This window comes from Pseudomonas sp. P97.38 (assembly GCF_001269745.1).
Classification (GTDB): domain Bacteria; phylum Pseudomonadota; class Gammaproteobacteria; order Pseudomonadales; family Pseudomonadaceae; genus Aquipseudomonas; species Aquipseudomonas chlororaphis_E.
Genome location: NZ_LHVJ01000014.1, coordinates 123709 through 138534 on the forward strand (window position 1 = coordinate 123709; position 14826 = coordinate 138534).

General features: G+C 61.1%; 8 protein-coding genes and 4 tRNA genes. 7 read left to right on the forward strand and 5 right to left on the reverse strand.

The window, feature by feature from the left end; translation table 11 throughout:
• The first annotated feature begins 22 nt into the window (after positions 1-22).
• The 3 genes from AD664_RS08910 to AD664_RS08920 all read left to right on the forward strand — a co-directional run bounded on the left by AD664_RS08910 (position 23) and on the right by AD664_RS08920 (position 8356).
• Positions 23-5098: a hypothetical protein gene (locus AD664_RS08910; RefSeq protein ID WP_053145974.1), complete on the forward strand. Its 5076-nt coding sequence runs from the start codon at positions 23-25 to the stop codon at positions 5096-5098.
• A 133-nt stretch (positions 5099-5231) separates the two neighbouring features.
• The gene (locus AD664_RS08915; protein WP_053145975.1) at positions 5232-6380 is read left to right on the forward strand and encodes a TDT family transporter; all 1149 of its coding nucleotides are present in this window, start codon (positions 5232-5234) and stop codon (positions 6378-6380) included.
• 101 nt (positions 6381-6481) lie between these two features.
• Complete coding sequence (locus AD664_RS08920) at positions 6482-8356, forward strand: MFS transporter (protein WP_053145977.1); 1875 nt, start codon at positions 6482-6484, stop codon at positions 8354-8356.
• 43 nt (positions 8357-8399) lie between these two features.
• Here AD664_RS08920 and sugE read toward each other — a convergent pair whose 3' ends face one another.
• From sugE to rdgC, 3 genes are all read right to left on the reverse strand, one after another.
• Complete coding sequence (gene sugE / locus AD664_RS08925) at positions 8400-8714, reverse strand: quaternary ammonium compound efflux SMR transporter SugE (RefSeq protein WP_053145979.1); 315 nt, start codon at positions 8712-8714, stop codon at positions 8400-8402.
• Between the two features lie 129 nt (positions 8715-8843).
• Positions 8844-9812 carry a bile acid:sodium symporter family protein gene (locus AD664_RS08930; RefSeq protein ID WP_053145981.1) on the reverse strand — a complete coding sequence of 323 codons (969 nt, stop codon included), beginning with the start codon at positions 9810-9812 and terminating at the stop codon, positions 8844-8846.
• A 146-nt stretch (positions 9813-9958) separates the two neighbouring features.
• A complete protein-coding gene (gene rdgC / locus AD664_RS08935; RefSeq protein ID WP_053145983.1) occupies positions 9959-10879 on the reverse strand; it encodes a recombination-associated protein RdgC in 921 nt (306 codons plus the stop codon).
• 160 nt (positions 10880-11039) lie between these two features.
• Here rdgC and AD664_RS08940 point away from each other — a divergent pair.
• From AD664_RS08940 to AD664_RS08955, 4 genes are all read left to right on the forward strand, one after another.
• A tRNA-Val gene (locus tag AD664_RS08940) sits at positions 11040-11115 on the forward strand.
• A 19-nt stretch (positions 11116-11134) separates the two neighbouring features.
• Positions 11135-11211: transfer RNA gene (locus AD664_RS08945), tRNA-Asp, on the forward strand.
• Positions 11212-11387: 176 nt separating this feature from the next.
• Positions 11388-11463, forward strand: a tRNA-Val gene (locus AD664_RS08950).
• Positions 11464-11479: 16 nt separating this feature from the next.
• Positions 11480-11556 (forward strand) — tRNA-Asp (locus tag AD664_RS08955).
• A gap of 141 nt (positions 11557-11697) precedes the next feature.
• Here the strand turns inward: AD664_RS08955 and AD664_RS08960 are convergent.
• The gene (locus tag AD664_RS08960) at positions 11698-12834 is read right to left on the reverse strand and encodes a catalase family protein (protein WP_053145985.1); all 1137 of its coding nucleotides are present in this window, start codon (positions 12832-12834) and stop codon (positions 11698-11700) included.
• A gap of 31 nt (positions 12835-12865) precedes the next feature.
• On the reverse strand, positions 12866-14671 hold the full coding sequence (locus tag AD664_RS08965; protein ID WP_053145987.1) for a di-heme-cytochrome C peroxidase: 1806 nt from the start codon (positions 14669-14671) through the stop codon (positions 12866-12868).
• Between the last annotated feature and the right edge of the window lie 155 nt (positions 14672-14826).

The window sequence follows — 14826 nt, forward strand, 5'->3', positions numbered from 1 at the left end:
AACCTGTCTGGGAGTGTGGGACATGAGCCTGGAAAAACGGATCAAGCGCAACCTGTTGGGCACGGCGGGCGATCTGCCCAGCAGCACCTGGCCTTCCGAATGGAAGCGACGCATTGGAGAAGGCTTCAGTGGTGCCGATCTCATATTCGTGTCGAGTAACGACATCCAGCGTCGGTTTGTCCACCTTTATGGCCAAGCACAAGCGGCCATCGAGTTCGCTTTGCCCATCGATTTGCGCCTGACGGCGCCGCCCGGCTACCAGCTCCGGTTCCTGTACCAGCCGACGCAGCAAGCGAGCGAGAACCCTCGGGTGGTGGCGTATTTCAATGACGGGGCGCATTTCTGGACACGGGAGTTGCAAACGAGCACCGCGAAGGAGGATCCCCGTGATTGGCTGGTCTGCGATGACAGCATCGAGTTGAGCGACGAAAACACTCAGCCCAAGGCGACCCTGGCCTTTGAGTCCGGACTGTTCGATCCATCTGCCGCGACCGCCGATGCAACGACCGATCCCGAGCTTGACCAACCCATCACCCAAGAACCGGGTTGGCCGGTCGACCCGGGCGATTTGCATTTTTCCGGCAAGGCCCTGGGGACGGGGGTCTCTCCCGATTTGGCCGCCGGTGTGACGGTGTTCGTGCACCTCAAACCGCTGGCACTGAGCATTCCTGAACCGATGCCCGAACTGTCCGGGATCAATGCCCGCTATTGGGTGGAAAAGGAGGGGCGTGCCTATATGCCGATCTGTCGGGGGGGCGGGGCGCACCGTCTCATCCTGCCGGTGGCCGAAGACTGCGGATGGGCCGGTGGCGGCGTTCATGTCGGCACGAGTGCCTACGTCTCCTTTACCGATCCGAACGAGGCCGAGCAGGCTGGGCTGCACGTGGCGCCGACCGAGCCTGATGCGGATGACGACGCCCAGCACATCGCCAAGGCCTGGGAGATTCGCCACGACACCGACGTGGATAACGTCGAGATCAACGGCAGGACGGCCACCCTGCGCTTCGAGAGTGTCTACCATGCCGACCCCCATGAAGGGTTGGCCTGCATAGTCGGACCTTACAAGCTCGATATCGTCGAGCACGGGCAGCCCGACTACTGGCCGTGCGTCGAGCAGGAAGAAACCATCGACCTGCGAGTGAAGGTTCACTACGCTGTCTCCGGCAAACCGGAAGCCGGCTTCGCCGTCGAATGGCACCACGACAATGAGCTGCTGGAGACCCTGCTCACCGAGGAAGATGGGATGGCAATACTGCGCTACCAGCCAAGCGCCGATGCCACGGTCGTCGCGGTTGTCGACAGCCCTTACAAGCCTGAAGCCGATGCGCAAGCCTTTACCATCAAGACCATCCCGACCCATCTGTGGGAACAATTCGAAATCAGCGTCGACGCGGCGCAGATTTCCCCGGACGAGCATCTGTGGCTCTTGCCGGGCCAGTCCTATCAACTGACCCTAAAGCCAAGCGCCAACAGCGTGCTGATCGGCCAGGACCTGGCGTTCAGCGTCGATCCGACGCAACGCTTGCAGCTCGAACCCGCCGGCGATCGCCCCCTGACCGCCAGCGGCCTGACCTGGAGCATGACGACGGCGGCAGACGTCAGCGGTGATTTCACGCTGCGCCTGGATTGCATTCGCTTCCAACAGCCGCCGACACTCCTTGGCGGTGTCAACTATCTGCCGGCCTTGAGCATCGCCGAGGCGCCCGGCACCGAGCTCGATCCACTCGCGGCGCTGGAGACGCTGACGGCGGTGGTGCCGCACTACGATGGCATGCGCGGCACAGACAAGATTCGCGTGACCTGGACCGGCGCGGCCGGTAGCCCGGAGGAAGGTTCGTATACCACTGAACCGGTCGAGGTGGGAACGGTGGGGGAAAAATCGATTCCGTTGCCGGTAGCGCTGATCGCCTACAGCCTGGGCCAATCGGTGACGGTCAGTTACACCATGACCCCGGACGGGGGGAGTGAGTCGCCGGCATCGGATTTGTTTCACCTGGCGATACAGGTTATCGCCGAAGAGGATTTGTTGGTAGGCAAGCCGAGGATGCTGGAGGCCGCCAACCACGGTGAGGGGGTTGAGTTTGATGTGCGCAACCTGACCGAGGACGCCACGTTGCGCATCGATAGCTGGCCGCATATAGCACACGGCCAACGCACATGGATACGCGTGGAGGGTACGAAGACCGATGGCTCGGGTTACGAGCAGATATGGAACGGATCGGGTAGTTGGGTGGGCGCGCAATGGTATCGGGATGGATACAGTGAAAGGCCCATTTCCCACATCGATCTGCAAGCGCTGCGCGACGGCAGCACGTTGACGCTCAAGCTCAAGGCTTCCTTCAACATGAGCCATGACGAGGCACAGGCCACTCTCTTTCCGCAACGCACTTATACCATTCGCGCCGCTCTGAGCCTGTCCGCCCCCAGCATCAAACAGGCCACCGGCAACGCGCCCAGCCAACAACTCAATCCCGTGGCGGCCAAGGATGCCTTGACCGTGGTGATTCCGGATTACGGCGTCCTGCCGGGCGATCTGGTCAGCGTGACCTGGACAGGCACTGAAGGTGACGGCTCCTGCGTCGTCCCCGCGCAAGCAGTGCCGGGCAACCGGGAGATCGAGGTTCCGGTGACAGTGATTGCCTATAACCTGGGCCGGTCGGTGACGGTCCTCTACACCATCACCCGCAACGGCGAAGTACGACCTTCGTCCGCTGCGTTGACAGTGGCAGTGCAGGTGATGCCCGCCGATGCGCTGGAGCCGAGCAAGCCGCGTATCCGCGAGGCCGCGCAGAACGGCAATGGCACCGAACTGGACATGGGCAGCGTGTCGGGTGATGTGTGGGTGCAAGTTGATAGCTGGCCGCATGTGGCGCATGGGCAACGCACATGGCTACGCGTGGAGGGCGTTAAGATCGATGGTTCAATTTACAGAAAAGATCTATGGCGAGGGTCAGGTAATTGGGTGAGCAAGCTATGGTATGACCGAGGGTACGGTGAAAAAGAAATCCCTTACGACGATTTGCTGGCGCTACGCGACGGCAGCACGCTGAAGCTGGAGTTCAAGGCCTCCTTCAACCAGAGTACCGATGAAGATCAGGCCACCACGTTCGCGCTACGCACCTATACCATTCGCGCCGCCTTGGACCTGCGCGCCCCAAGCGTCAAGCAGGCCACTGGCACCTCTCCTGACCAGCAATTGAATCCGGTGGCGGCCCAGAATGCACTGACCGTGGGGATTCCGGATTACGGCATCCAACACGATGATCAGGTCAAAGTGACCTGGGCCGGCACCCCGGGGGGCGGCTCCCATACCACCCAGCTGTTAGCGCTGCCCGCCAGCCGCGAGATTCCCATGCCTGTCGAAGTGATCGCCTATAACGTTGGCCGAGCGGTAACAGTCACCTATAGGGTGACCCGTGATGGCGCGGATTTGTCACCGTCAGCTCCACTCAATCTGATGGTACAGGCCTTCGCCCAAGACGATCTTTTAAGCGCCAAACCGAAGATCCTGCTGGCCGCCAACGGGGGGGAAGGCGCTGAGCTGGACCTGGAATCCGTCAATGCCAACGCCGCCTGTTGGGTTGGCGTCTGGCCCCATATCGCTGCGGATCAGGATGTGTGGCTGCGCCTCAAGGGCACCAAGGCCGACGGGACCGTCCCCTATGACCTGGATATCTGGGCACCGCCGCCACGGGGCCCGAGGGTCAATCCGGGTTGGATTGACCGAGGCTCCTATGAGGTTTCAGCGGACTACAACTATTTGAAGCAGTTGAAGCACAGCAGCACCCTCACAATGGAGTTCAAGGCTGACCTGAGTAAAACCACAAACGAGGCCAATGCGACCACCTTCCCGCCTCGTACCTATACCGTCAAACTGGCGTCCCCACCGACCCTGGTCAGCGTCAAGGGGGCCAATGATCAGGAGGTCGAGAACGATACTTTTGTCCTTAGCACCGTGGTGAGCACGGTCAAGTTATCGGGGCAGGCTGGCAAGGGGCAGAAAGTCGAGATCTTCGATGGCAGTGGAGACACTGCGGTGTCCAAGGGCCAAGCGACAGCTAATCAAACAACCGGTCTTTGGGACTTCACTATAACCGTTGGTGAAGGTGCCCATCGCCTCTACGCCAAGGCGCTTTATCCCACCAGTGGGTCGATTTACTCGAACGTGCGCACTTTCACGATCGTGGAACTGGTCACACCGACCTTGGACAGCGTTAAAAACGCCAAAGGTGGAGAGATTGAGGAGGGTGGGTTCACCGTCAGTACCTCGTTGACGCTGTCAGGCGAGGCGAGTAAAGGCCATGACGTCCAGATATTCGAAGGCTCTGGAGGCGATGCGGTTTCCAAAGGTGAAGCGACAGCCGACCGAGTAACCGGTCTCTGGAGCCGCGTTATTACCGTTGAGACGAAGTCCTGTCGGCTCTACGCCAAGTCGCGCTATCACAGCGGCAACGTCTATTCGAACGTACGCAACCTGACGGTCGTGCCACTTATCGATCCGACCCTCAGAGATATTCAAGACAGAGATCATCAAACAGTGGAGCACCGCGGTTACACCACCAGTACCTATCTGTACTTGTATGGTTCGGCAAGCAAGGACCAGACAATCGAGCTCTTGACCATTACTGGTATCGGACTTCCGGTTTCCAGGGGCTTCGCGAGAGCTCATCCTGAAACCGGTTATTGGATTGGCAACCTCACGATGGGGAAAGGCTCCCATAATATCTACGCTAAATCGCTCTATCACAGCGGTGACCCTGTATTCACGAACGTGCGCCTGCTTACGATCGTGGAGCTGGTTACACCGACCATCGACAGTGTTCAGGACGACTTGGGCAACGATATTCCACCTGGCGGCGACAGCAGCAGGGCTGCATTGACGTTATCGGGTCAGGCGAGCAAGGGACATCTAGTTGAGATCTATGACGGCGAGGGCGCGGGTATGACTAGCCTCGGCCAGGCAACAGCTGATCAAGCCTCCGGTACTTGGCGTTTCTCGATAACTGCTGATAAAGGCCCCTACGTTTTCAGCGCCAAGTCGCTTTATCACAGAGGGGATCCGGTGTTCTCAAACAAATGGTTTGTCTGGGTCACTTGAGTCGTAGGGCAAGGTGGACCGGAGGCATGAAGGTATTTGCGAAATCGATAACAGATAGAGAAATTACCCGTTATATAGATATTCGAGTCGGCTATAGCATGGCCTCACCTCAACCGAGGACAGGAGTTCTGCCATGCCATGCTGTGCCGCCAAGACCCGCTTGCGTCCCCTGAGCCATTTGCCCAGGCCACTGGAAGCCATTCGCCAATTCACCCCCAACTGGTTCGCCGTCACCATGGGCACCGGCGTGCTGGCGCTGGCCCTGGCGCAATGGCCAGGGAACGTGCCGGCCTTGCGTGTGGTGGGTGAAGGGTTGTGGGTGTTCAATACGCTGCTGTTCATCCTGTTCGCCGGGTTGTACGCCGCCCGTTGGTGGTTGTTCTTCGACGAAGCGCGGCGGATTTTCGGCCACTCAACGGTCTCGATGTTTTTCGGCACCATCCCCATGGGGCTGGCGACCCTCATCAACGGCCTGCTGGTGTTCGGGTTGCCGCGCTGGGGCGACGCCGTGGTGCCGTTGGCGCAAGCGCTATGGTGGGTTGACGTAGCCATGTCCCTGGCCTGCGGTGTGCTGATTCCCTTCCTGATGTTTACTCGCCAGGAACACCGGATCGACCAGATGACCGCGGTATGGCTGCTGCCGGTGGTGGCCGCTGAAGTCGCCGCCGCCAGCGGCGGGCTGTTGGCGCCGCACTTGGCCGACGCACACGCGCAACTGGTCATGTTGGTCACCAGCTACGTGCTCTGGGCCTTTTCCCTGCCGGTGGCGTTCAGCATCCTGACGATCCTGTTGCTGCGCATGGCCTTGCACAAACTGCCTCACGAGAACATGGCGGCGTCGAGCTGGCTGGCCCTTGGCCCGATCGGCACCGGTGCCCTGGGCATGTTGCTGCTGGGGGGCGAGGCGCCGATGATCTTTGCCGCCAATGGCTTGCCGGGCGTGGGTGAAATCGCCGCCGGGCTGGGGCTGGTGGCCGGCATCACACTGTGGGGGCTGGGGTTCTGGTGGATGTTGATGGCCTTGCTGATCACCGCGCGATACCTGCGCGAGGGCATCCCGTTCAATCTCGGTTGGTGGGGCTTTACCTTTCCCCTGGGCGTGTATGCGCTGACCACCCTGAAACTGGCGGACCTGTTGGAGTTGGGTTTCTTCGACGTGTTCGGCTGCGCGCTGGTGGTGTTGCTGGCGCTGATGTGGCTGATTGTCGGCCGGCGCACGGTGATGGGGGCCTGGCATGGCGAGCTGTTTGTGTCACCGTGCATTGCCGGATTGGCAAAATAATCGCCGCGCCTCTCCAAGCCGTGCATGGCCTGGGGTAATGTGTGGCCTGGATCGAAAAGCGTTATTCCAATAAGCGTCCAGGCCACTCAGGAACACGGAAGATGAGTCACCCCTCGCAGTTCACCTTGCTACGCACGCGGCGTTTCCTGCCGTTCTTCATCACCCAGTCCCTGGGTGCGTTCAACGACAACGTGTTCAAGCAGTCGCTGATTCTCGCGATCCTCTATCGGCTGACCATCGAGGGCGACCGTTCGATCTGGGTCAACCTGTGTGCGTTGCTGTTCATCCTGCCGTTCTTCCTGTTCTCGGCCCTGGCCGGGCAGTTCGGTGAAAAATTCGCCAAGGATGCGTTGATCCGCCTGATCAAGCTGGGCGAAATCGTCATCATGGCGGTCGGCGCGGTGGGTTTTCTGTTCGATCACCTGTCGCTGATGCTGCTGGCGCTGTTCGCCATGGGCACCCATTCGGCGCTGTTCGGGCCCGTGAAGTATTCGATCCTGCCACAAGCCTTGCGCGAGGATGAGCTGGTCGGCGGCAACGGCCTGGTGGAGATGGGCACCTTCCTGGCGATCCTCGCCGGCACCATCGGCGCCGGGATCATGATGTCCTCGACGCATTACGCGCCGGTGGTGTCGAGCGCCATCGTCGGCATTGCCGTGCTCGGCTACCTGGCCAGCCGCAGTATCCCCCGCGCGGCGGCGGCCTCGCCGCAGATGCGCCTGAACTGGAACATCTTCAGCCAATCCTGGGCCACGCTGAAACTGGGTCTGGGGCAAACCCCGGCGGTGTCTCGTTCGATTGTCGGCAACTCGTGGTTCTGGTTCGTCGGGGCGATCTACCTGACGCAAATCCCGGCCTACGCCAAGGAGTGGATGCACGGCGACGAAACCGTGGTCACCTTGATCCTGACGGTGTTCTCGGTGGGGATCGCCCTGGGCTCGATGCTCTGCGAGCGGCTCTCCGGGCGCAAGGTCGAGATCGGCCTGGTGCCGTTCGGTTCGTTCGGGTTGACGGTGTTCGGGCTGTTGTTGTGGTGGCATTCCGGCGCGATTCCCGACAGCGTCCAGGGGCATGGCTGGCTCGAGGTGCTCGGCTTCGGTCATGCCTGGCTGGTGCTGATCGACATCCTCGGACTCGGTGTCTTCGGCGGCTTCTACATCGTGCCGCTGTACGCGCTGATCCAGTCCCGCACCGCCGAAAACGAACGGGCCCGGGTGATCGCCGCCAACAACATTCTCAATGCCCTGTTCATGGTGGTGTCGGCCATCGTGTCCATCGTGTTGCTGAGCGTCGCCAAGCTGTCGATCCCGCAGCTGTTCCTGGTGGTGTCGCTGCTCAACGTCGGCGTAAACGCCTACATCTTCAAGATCGTCCCCGAGTTCAGCATGCGTTTCATGATCTGGCTGCTGAGCCATTCGATGTACCGCGTGGAGCATCGCAACCTGGACGCGATTCCCGATGAAGGCGCAGCGTTGCTGGTCTGCAATCACGTGTCGTTCGTCGATGCCTTGCTGATTGGCGGCGCGGTGCGTCGGCCGATTCGCTTCGTGATGTACTACAAGATCTACAACCTGCCGGTGTTGAACTTCATCTTCCGCACGGCCGGGGCGATTCCGATCGCCGGGCGCCAGGAAGACATCCACATCTACGAAAAGGCCTTCAAGCGCATCGCCCAGTACCTCGCGGAGGGCGAATTGGTGTGCATCTTCCCGGAAGGCAAACTGACCGCCGACGGTGAGATCAATGAGTTCAAGAGCGGCCTGACCCGCATTCTCCAGGAAACCCCGGTGCCGGTGATTCCCCTGGCATTGCAGGGCCTGTGGGGCAGCTTCTTCAGTCGTGACCCGGCCAAGGGGCTGTTTCGCCGGTTGTGGTCGCGGGTGACCTTGGTGGCAGGGCCGGCAGTGGCGGTGGAACTGGCGGAGCCGGCCAAGCTGCAAGCGTTGGTAGGCGAGTTGCGCGGGAGTGTCAGGTAGCACAGAGATCCTGTGGGAGCGGGCTTGCTCGCTCCCACAGGGATCATGCGCTGAGCTTCAGCCCGATCAGACCCGCCACGATCAACGCCACGCTGGCCAACCGAACCAGCGCCATCGACTCACCAAACAGAATGATCCCGGCGATGACCGTGCCCACGGCGCCGACCCCGGTCCAGATCGCATAGGCCGTGCCCAGGGGCAGTTCCTTCATGGCCAGGCCGAGCAGGCCGAGGCTGATCACCATGGCGGCAATCGTCAGTGCAGTGGGGAGCGGGCGGCTGAAACCGTCGGTGTACTTCAAGCCGACTGCCCAGCCAACTTCGGCCAGGCCGGCAAAAAACAGAATGATCCAGGACATCGCAAACCTCCATCGAAGATGGGGTCGTCCCCGGATTGAGACTTGATCGACGGACGATTCAAGTGGCGGGGTCGTCCCCGCGCTCGAGGGGTAGAGTGCCCATTCTCGAGCACTCGATCAAGCCTGCGTTCAGTCCACCGCTTGCTTCGCGGCGAGCGCCTCGCGGTCCTGCTTCTCGCTCATGTGCCGGAAATAAGTGGAGAGCAGGGCCCCGGAGATGTTGTGCCAGACGCTGAACAACGCACTGGGCACCGCCGCCAACGGCGAGAAATGCGCGCTGGCCAGGGCTGCTCCCAACCCGGAGTTCTGCATGCCCACTTCCAGTGCCAGGGATTTACGCTGGGCCAGCGGTAGCTTGAACAGGTGGCCGGTGAAATAGCCCAGCAGGAAGCCGAAGCTGTTGTGCAGCATCACCACCGCCATGATCAGCAGGCCCGATTCGGCGATTTTCGCCTGGCTGGCGGCAACGACCGCGGTGACGATGATGACGATGCTCACCACCGACACCAGGGGCAACACTTCCACCGCGTGGCGAACCTTGTCCCCCAACAGGCGTTGTGCGACCACGCCCAGGACGATCGGCAGCAACACCACTTGCAGGATCGACCAGAACAGGTCCATGAACGACACTGGCAGCCAGGCCGAAGCCAGCAGCCAGATCAGTGCCGGCGTCAGCAGCGGCGCGAGCAGGGTGGTGACGGCGGCGATGGCCACCGACAGGGCCAGGTCGCCACGGGCCAGCCAGGTCATGACATTGGACGAGGTGCCGCTCGGGCAGCACCCCACCAGGATCACGCCAACGGCGATTTCCGGCGGCAGGTGGAACACCTGGCAGAGCAACCACGCCACGCCGGGCATGATCACGAAATGCGCCACCACGCCCAGGGCTACGCGCCATGGATGACGGGCGACCTCGGCGAAGTCTTCGAGCTTGAGGGTCAGGCCCATGCCGAACATCACCAGCCCCAGCAGCGGCACGATGGCGCCTTTCAGGCCGATGAACCAGGTCGGTAGCAGGAACGCCACCACCGCGAAAATCAGTACCCAATAAGCGAAGGTATTGCCGACGAAGCGGCTCAGTGCTGCCAATGCGCGCATGGCCAGATCCTTGTTATCAAATGAAACCCACAAACAAGTGTGGGAGCGGGCTTGCTCGCGAACGCGGTGTATCAGTCAACAATTTATGCCGACTGATACACCGCGTTCGCGAGCAAGCCCGCTCCCACCGTTGAGATCACCAGCCGTCAGATTCCCTGGGGAATCTCTTCTCCGCCCAGTGCGTCGACCAGTGCCGGCAGGAACTCGCCAAAGGTCAGCATCATCAGCGTGAAGCTGGCGTCCAGTTGGCCGAGGGCTTCGTCGCCGCCATCCTGCTCTGCCTGGTCCTGCAACAGGTCTTCGAATTTCAGGCGCTTGACCACCATCTTGTCGTCCAGCACGAAGGACAGTTTGTCCTGCCAGGCCAGGGACAGTTGCGTGACCACCTTGCCGGTGTTCAGGTGCAACTGGATCTCATCGCTGGTCAGGTCCTGGCGCTTGCAACGCACGATCCCGCCGTCTTCGTGGGTGTCGCGCAACTCGCATTCGTCCAGCACGAAGAAATCGTCGGCGGCTTTCTGCGTCTTGACCCAATCGGTCATGATGGCGGTCGGGGCCACTTTGACCGTCAGCGGGCGCACGGGCAGGGTGCCGATGACTTCACGCAGGGTCGACAGCAGGTCTTCGGCGCGCTTGGGGCTGGCGGAGTTCACCAGGATCAGCCCTTGCTTCGGCGCGATGGCGGCGAAGGTGGACGAGCGGCGAATGAAGGCACGGGGCAGGAATGCCTGGATGATTTCGTCCTTGAGTTGGTCACGCTCCTTCTTGTAGACCTTGCGCATTTGCTCGGCCTCGATTTCCTCGACCTTTTCCTTCAGGGCATCGCGTACGACGCTGCCCGGCAGAATGCGTTCTTCCTTGCGAGCGGCAATCAGCAGGAAGTCCTGGCTGACATGCACCAGCGGCGCGTCTTCGCCTTTGCCAAACGGCGCGACGAAACCGTACGTGGTCAACTCCTGGCTTGCACATGGACGCGCCAGTTTGCTGGCCAGTGCAGTTTCCAACGCCTCGGCATCAACAGGCAGATCTTGGGTCAGGCGATAGATAAGCAGGTTCTTGAACCACATGGGGTGAGTCTCTCCTTTATACAAAGGGGGGCATTATTCTCCGCGCGGCGCCATAGGCCAACCCTTCGCTAAGCCTTTGGAAGGCCTGAAAAAATTAATTTAAAAAGTGCTTGCCAGCTTGAGGAGTGCTCCGTAGAATGCGCGCCACACCGAAAGCGAAGGGTGATTAGCTCAGCCGGGAGAGCGTCTGCCTTACAAGCAGAATGTCGGCGGTTCGATCCCGTCATCACCCACCATTCGTTTCAAGTGTTACGCGCAGCGGTAGTTCAGTCGGTTAGAATACCGGCCTGTCACGCCGGGGGTCGCGGGTTCGAGTCCCGTCCGCTGCGCCATATTCGGTTACCTGGAACACTGAACGCCAGGTCACCTCGAAAAGCCCGCTAACGCGGGCTTTTTGTTGTCTGTGGTTTACGCGGTGCGTGTTCTTCAGTTTTTTTTTCTGGTTTTTGCAATTAAATCAGCACGTTACAAAAAACTGTGAGAGAATGCGCCCCGCATCGAAAGTGCAGGGTGATTAGCTCAGCCGGGAGAGCGTCTGCCTTACAAGCAGAATGTCGGCGGTTCGATCCCGTCATCACCCACCACCTTTCAATGTTACGCGCAGCGGTAGTTCAGTCGGTTAGAATACCGGCCTGTCACGCCGGGGGTCGCGGGTTCGAGTCCCGTCCGCTGCGCCATATTCGGTCACCTGGAGCACTGAACGCCAGGTCACCCACAAAAAGCCCGCTCATTGAGCGGGCTTTTTGTTGCCTGGCGTTTACTCAGGATGGCGTTCCCACGCTCAGCGCGGGAGCGCCTCAACGGGACGTTTTGCGTGTCTATTGCTCGGCATTGCGACTGTGCCGGTAATCGCTGACGGCTTCATACACCGCTTTGCGCAGACGGTTGATGCCACCGATGGGGCGGTGCGCTTCCAGGCCGAACCACGGGTTGAACGACTGGTTATCACAGGCCAGGTTCAGCTTGGGGGTGTCGAAGTCCTGGGCGGGCACCTTGATGCGCGCCACGGTCTCGAACGGCGCATCACTTTCGCGCCATTCAATGCTGGTGTCTTCGATCGGCATGTACTTGCGCGGATCCTGGCGCTGGACCTGCAAGACAAAGCACGCCGGCACGCGGTCTGTGGATAACTGCTGATTGAGGGCGCTGCGCAGGAAGTTGGGCAATGCCTGGTTCTGCGCGGGCAGGGTATAGGCCGGGCAACTGTCCGGGTCTGGCGCTACGCGAAACTTCGCATTGGCCGTGCCGAATTTGTAGGGCGAAACCGAAAAATAGGTGGTCTGGGTCGGGCTGGCCGGTGGCGGTGAAAGGGTCGCCAGGGCGATGAAGAGATGGCGAATCTGCCAACTGCGCGGGTCCACGCTCGGAAAGAACGCCATGGCTTTCTTTCCATCGGCCTGGGCAGCCACATTCTGACGGTACTCGGCGACATCGCTGACGAAGAAGTTCGGATGGTTGAACATCACGAAATCCTGTTCGCCGTGTGACTGGCGATCATCCAGCAGTTGCTTGCCGGGCACGTCCAGCAGCTTGATCGCCATCCCGCGCGCATCCCGCAGGCTGTCGAACTGAGGGTAGGCGTTGCCATTGGACAGGCGCATCGTCGCTTGCCAGACCTTGCCCGGCTCGGCGAACACACCCTGGCGCAACACGGTCGGCAGATCGTTCGGCACCTGCACCTCGGCCATGACGCAGCCGTGGGCCTTGGCGTGGGCGTCGCGCAGGTAGCGCGTGCCTTCGCGGTGTTGATCGACGATGCGGATCGCCGTCTGGATGATGTCCTGGGTCATGGCGGCTTCGCCGGGCGGTATCTGCTCCTGGTCAGGCACCGGGCCGCTGTGGTGCCAGGCGTACCAGGCCGTCGCCAATGCCCAGCCGAGCAGCCCGAGGCCCAGCAGCCACAGGAGCGTCTTGCCCAAGAAGGCACCGAGGCGCAGCCAGAGCGTGGTCAACATGGAGAAATCCTTTTGCGGGTGAGGTTCATCATTACAGTTGCGACTCCAGCGGTCCGCCCAGCACCTTCAGGTATTCCAGCAAAGCCCAGCGTTCCTGCGGTTGCAACAGACGGCCAATGACGCCGTTGCCCTTTTCACCGGCGCGGAACTCATGACCACTGTTGTGATTGCCGGTTATGCGGGTGTCGAAGAGAAAACCGTTGGTGAAGGCTTCGGTGCGATAACCGAGGTGTCGCGGGTCGTACTCGAAGTTGCCTTTATAAAAGGTGGTGGCCCGCTCGTCCTGGGGCGACAGCAGTTGGTAGATCGTCGGCACCGAGCCGTTGTGCAGGAACGGGGGCGTGGCCCAGACGCCCGCCAGTGGCCGGGCCTTGTAGGCGCGCAGCTCGCGCACGCCGATGGGCAGGCCGAAACCGTCCAGGGCCGGACGCTCGGCGGGGGTGACGCCGGCGTCGCGGTAGGCGCGGTTCTCGACGAACGCGGTGACATAAGCCAGGCCCTTGGCGACCGACAGCTGGCTCAGGTCCAGCGGCTCTTTCGGGGTTGGGTGCAGTTGCACCTCCAGCTTCGCCAGCTCGGCCGGATCCCACTGCAGGCTGGTCAGGTCGAAGCGGTGGTCAGCGATGTTATTGGCGGTGCCCGGGTCGGTGCCGATCACCTGCACGGGCAGCATGTGCAGTTGCTGCACCGGTCGGTCGGGTCCCTGGATCACCTGGGGCACATGGCAGCCTGCACAATTTTCATTGAACAGGGCGCGGCCTTTGGCGGCCAGCGGTTTGTCGATCGTGCCCAGCAGCGACTCCGGCCACGCGGGCGGCTTGAGCAGTTGCAAGGTCTCTTCGATCTTGTTCAGGTCGCGTACGCGTACGCTGGAAGGGTAGCGCGCGTCGCCTTGCAGCGGTTTGCCCTGAGCGTCGAAGAAACTCAACGTGGCGCCAACGCCCAGCGCCTCGCCGACGTTGCGGGCCATCGGTTGCTGGGCCGAGCCATTCCATTGCACCCAGTCGAACGTCCACATTTCCCACAACTGCGGGTAATCCACCGGGGCGTTGGCCACCCGGTAGTTGGCCGGCGAAATGGCGTCGCCGAAGCTGGCGTTGGCAATGCGGCCAAAGGCGTCGGTACGGCCGGGACCTTCCTCGGTGGGGTAGAGGCCGCGATGGGTGTCATTCCAGGCCACCCGCAAGAAGGTGTCGAGGGAGGCCTTGAACGCCTTACGCAGGTCTTCATGACCAGCTTCATAGTCGTTACCCAGGACCTGGCGGGCGAAACGTTCGAATTTCCACGGGTTGTAATAAGTAGAAACAAGACTGGCGACCAGTGCCTGTCCGAAACTGCCGCCGCGCAAGGTCGGTACGCTGGAGGGCAGGACGTGTTGTGCCGAACCGCCATCGATCCGTATCGCCTGGCCCTTGAAGCGCAATTCACCGGTGTGACAGGCCGCGCAGGTGATGTCCAGGTATTCGTCGGTACCGCCCGGGTTCTGATGCCGGGCGAAACCCACTGGCAGGTTGCCGGGGTTATCGGGCGAGGCTTTCTGCGCCGGGTCCACCAGGAAGCCGAAACGCGCCAGGTACTCAGGCGAAGCGAACCGCTGTTGCGAAAACGGCAGTTCGAGGGCGGTGAACCAGTTGTAGCGCAGGCCCTTCACCTGGGTGCCTTGGGGGGTGAAGTAGTAGGTCTGACGCTCGGCGGCGCTCCATTGGTCCAGGTAATGCACCTTTTCGACGGGCGTGTAGAACGGCAGGCGAGGGTTGGCAACGTAGTACAGGACCACGGCCACGGCAATGACCAGCAGCGCGAGGAGCAGCCAGAGAAGACGAGAGAGAAGGCGCACGATAACGTCCTTGTTTTTTTGATATGCCCTTATGCCTCAGTGCCGCTTTACGGGCAAGTGGCCATTATCCTTTGCGTTGCGACGAGGTGCTCATTTGTCTGTGTAGGTAACAGATGACAGAGGCTTCATCTGTCGAGGATTAAAAAGCGTTTGCC

What these genes read in the sequence shown, in the direction of transcription:
- AD664_RS08915 (WP_053145975.1), top strand. Translation starts at nt 5,232, where the DNA reads ATGCCATGCTGTGCCGCCAAGACCCGCTTGCGTCCCCTGAGCCATTTG.
- AD664_RS08910 (WP_053145974.1), top strand. Translation starts at nt 23, where the DNA reads ATGAGCCTGGAAAAACGGATCAAGCGCAACCTGTTGGGCACGGCGGGC.
- AD664_RS08960 (WP_053145985.1), bottom strand. Translation starts at nt 12,834, where the DNA reads ATGTTGACCACGCTCTGGCTGCGCCTCGGTGCCTTCTTGGGCAAGACG.
- sugE (WP_053145979.1), bottom strand. Translation starts at nt 8,714, where the DNA reads ATGTCCTGGATCATTCTGTTTTTTGCCGGCCTGGCCGAAGTTGGCTGG.
- AD664_RS08920 (WP_053145977.1), top strand. Translation starts at nt 6,482, where the DNA reads ATGAGTCACCCCTCGCAGTTCACCTTGCTACGCACGCGGCGTTTCCTG.
- rdgC (WP_053145983.1), bottom strand. Translation starts at nt 10,879, where the DNA reads ATGTGGTTCAAGAACCTGCTTATCTATCGCCTGACCCAAGATCTGCCT.
- AD664_RS08930 (WP_053145981.1), bottom strand. Translation starts at nt 9,812, where the DNA reads ATGCGCGCATTGGCAGCACTGAGCCGCTTCGTCGGCAATACCTTCGCT.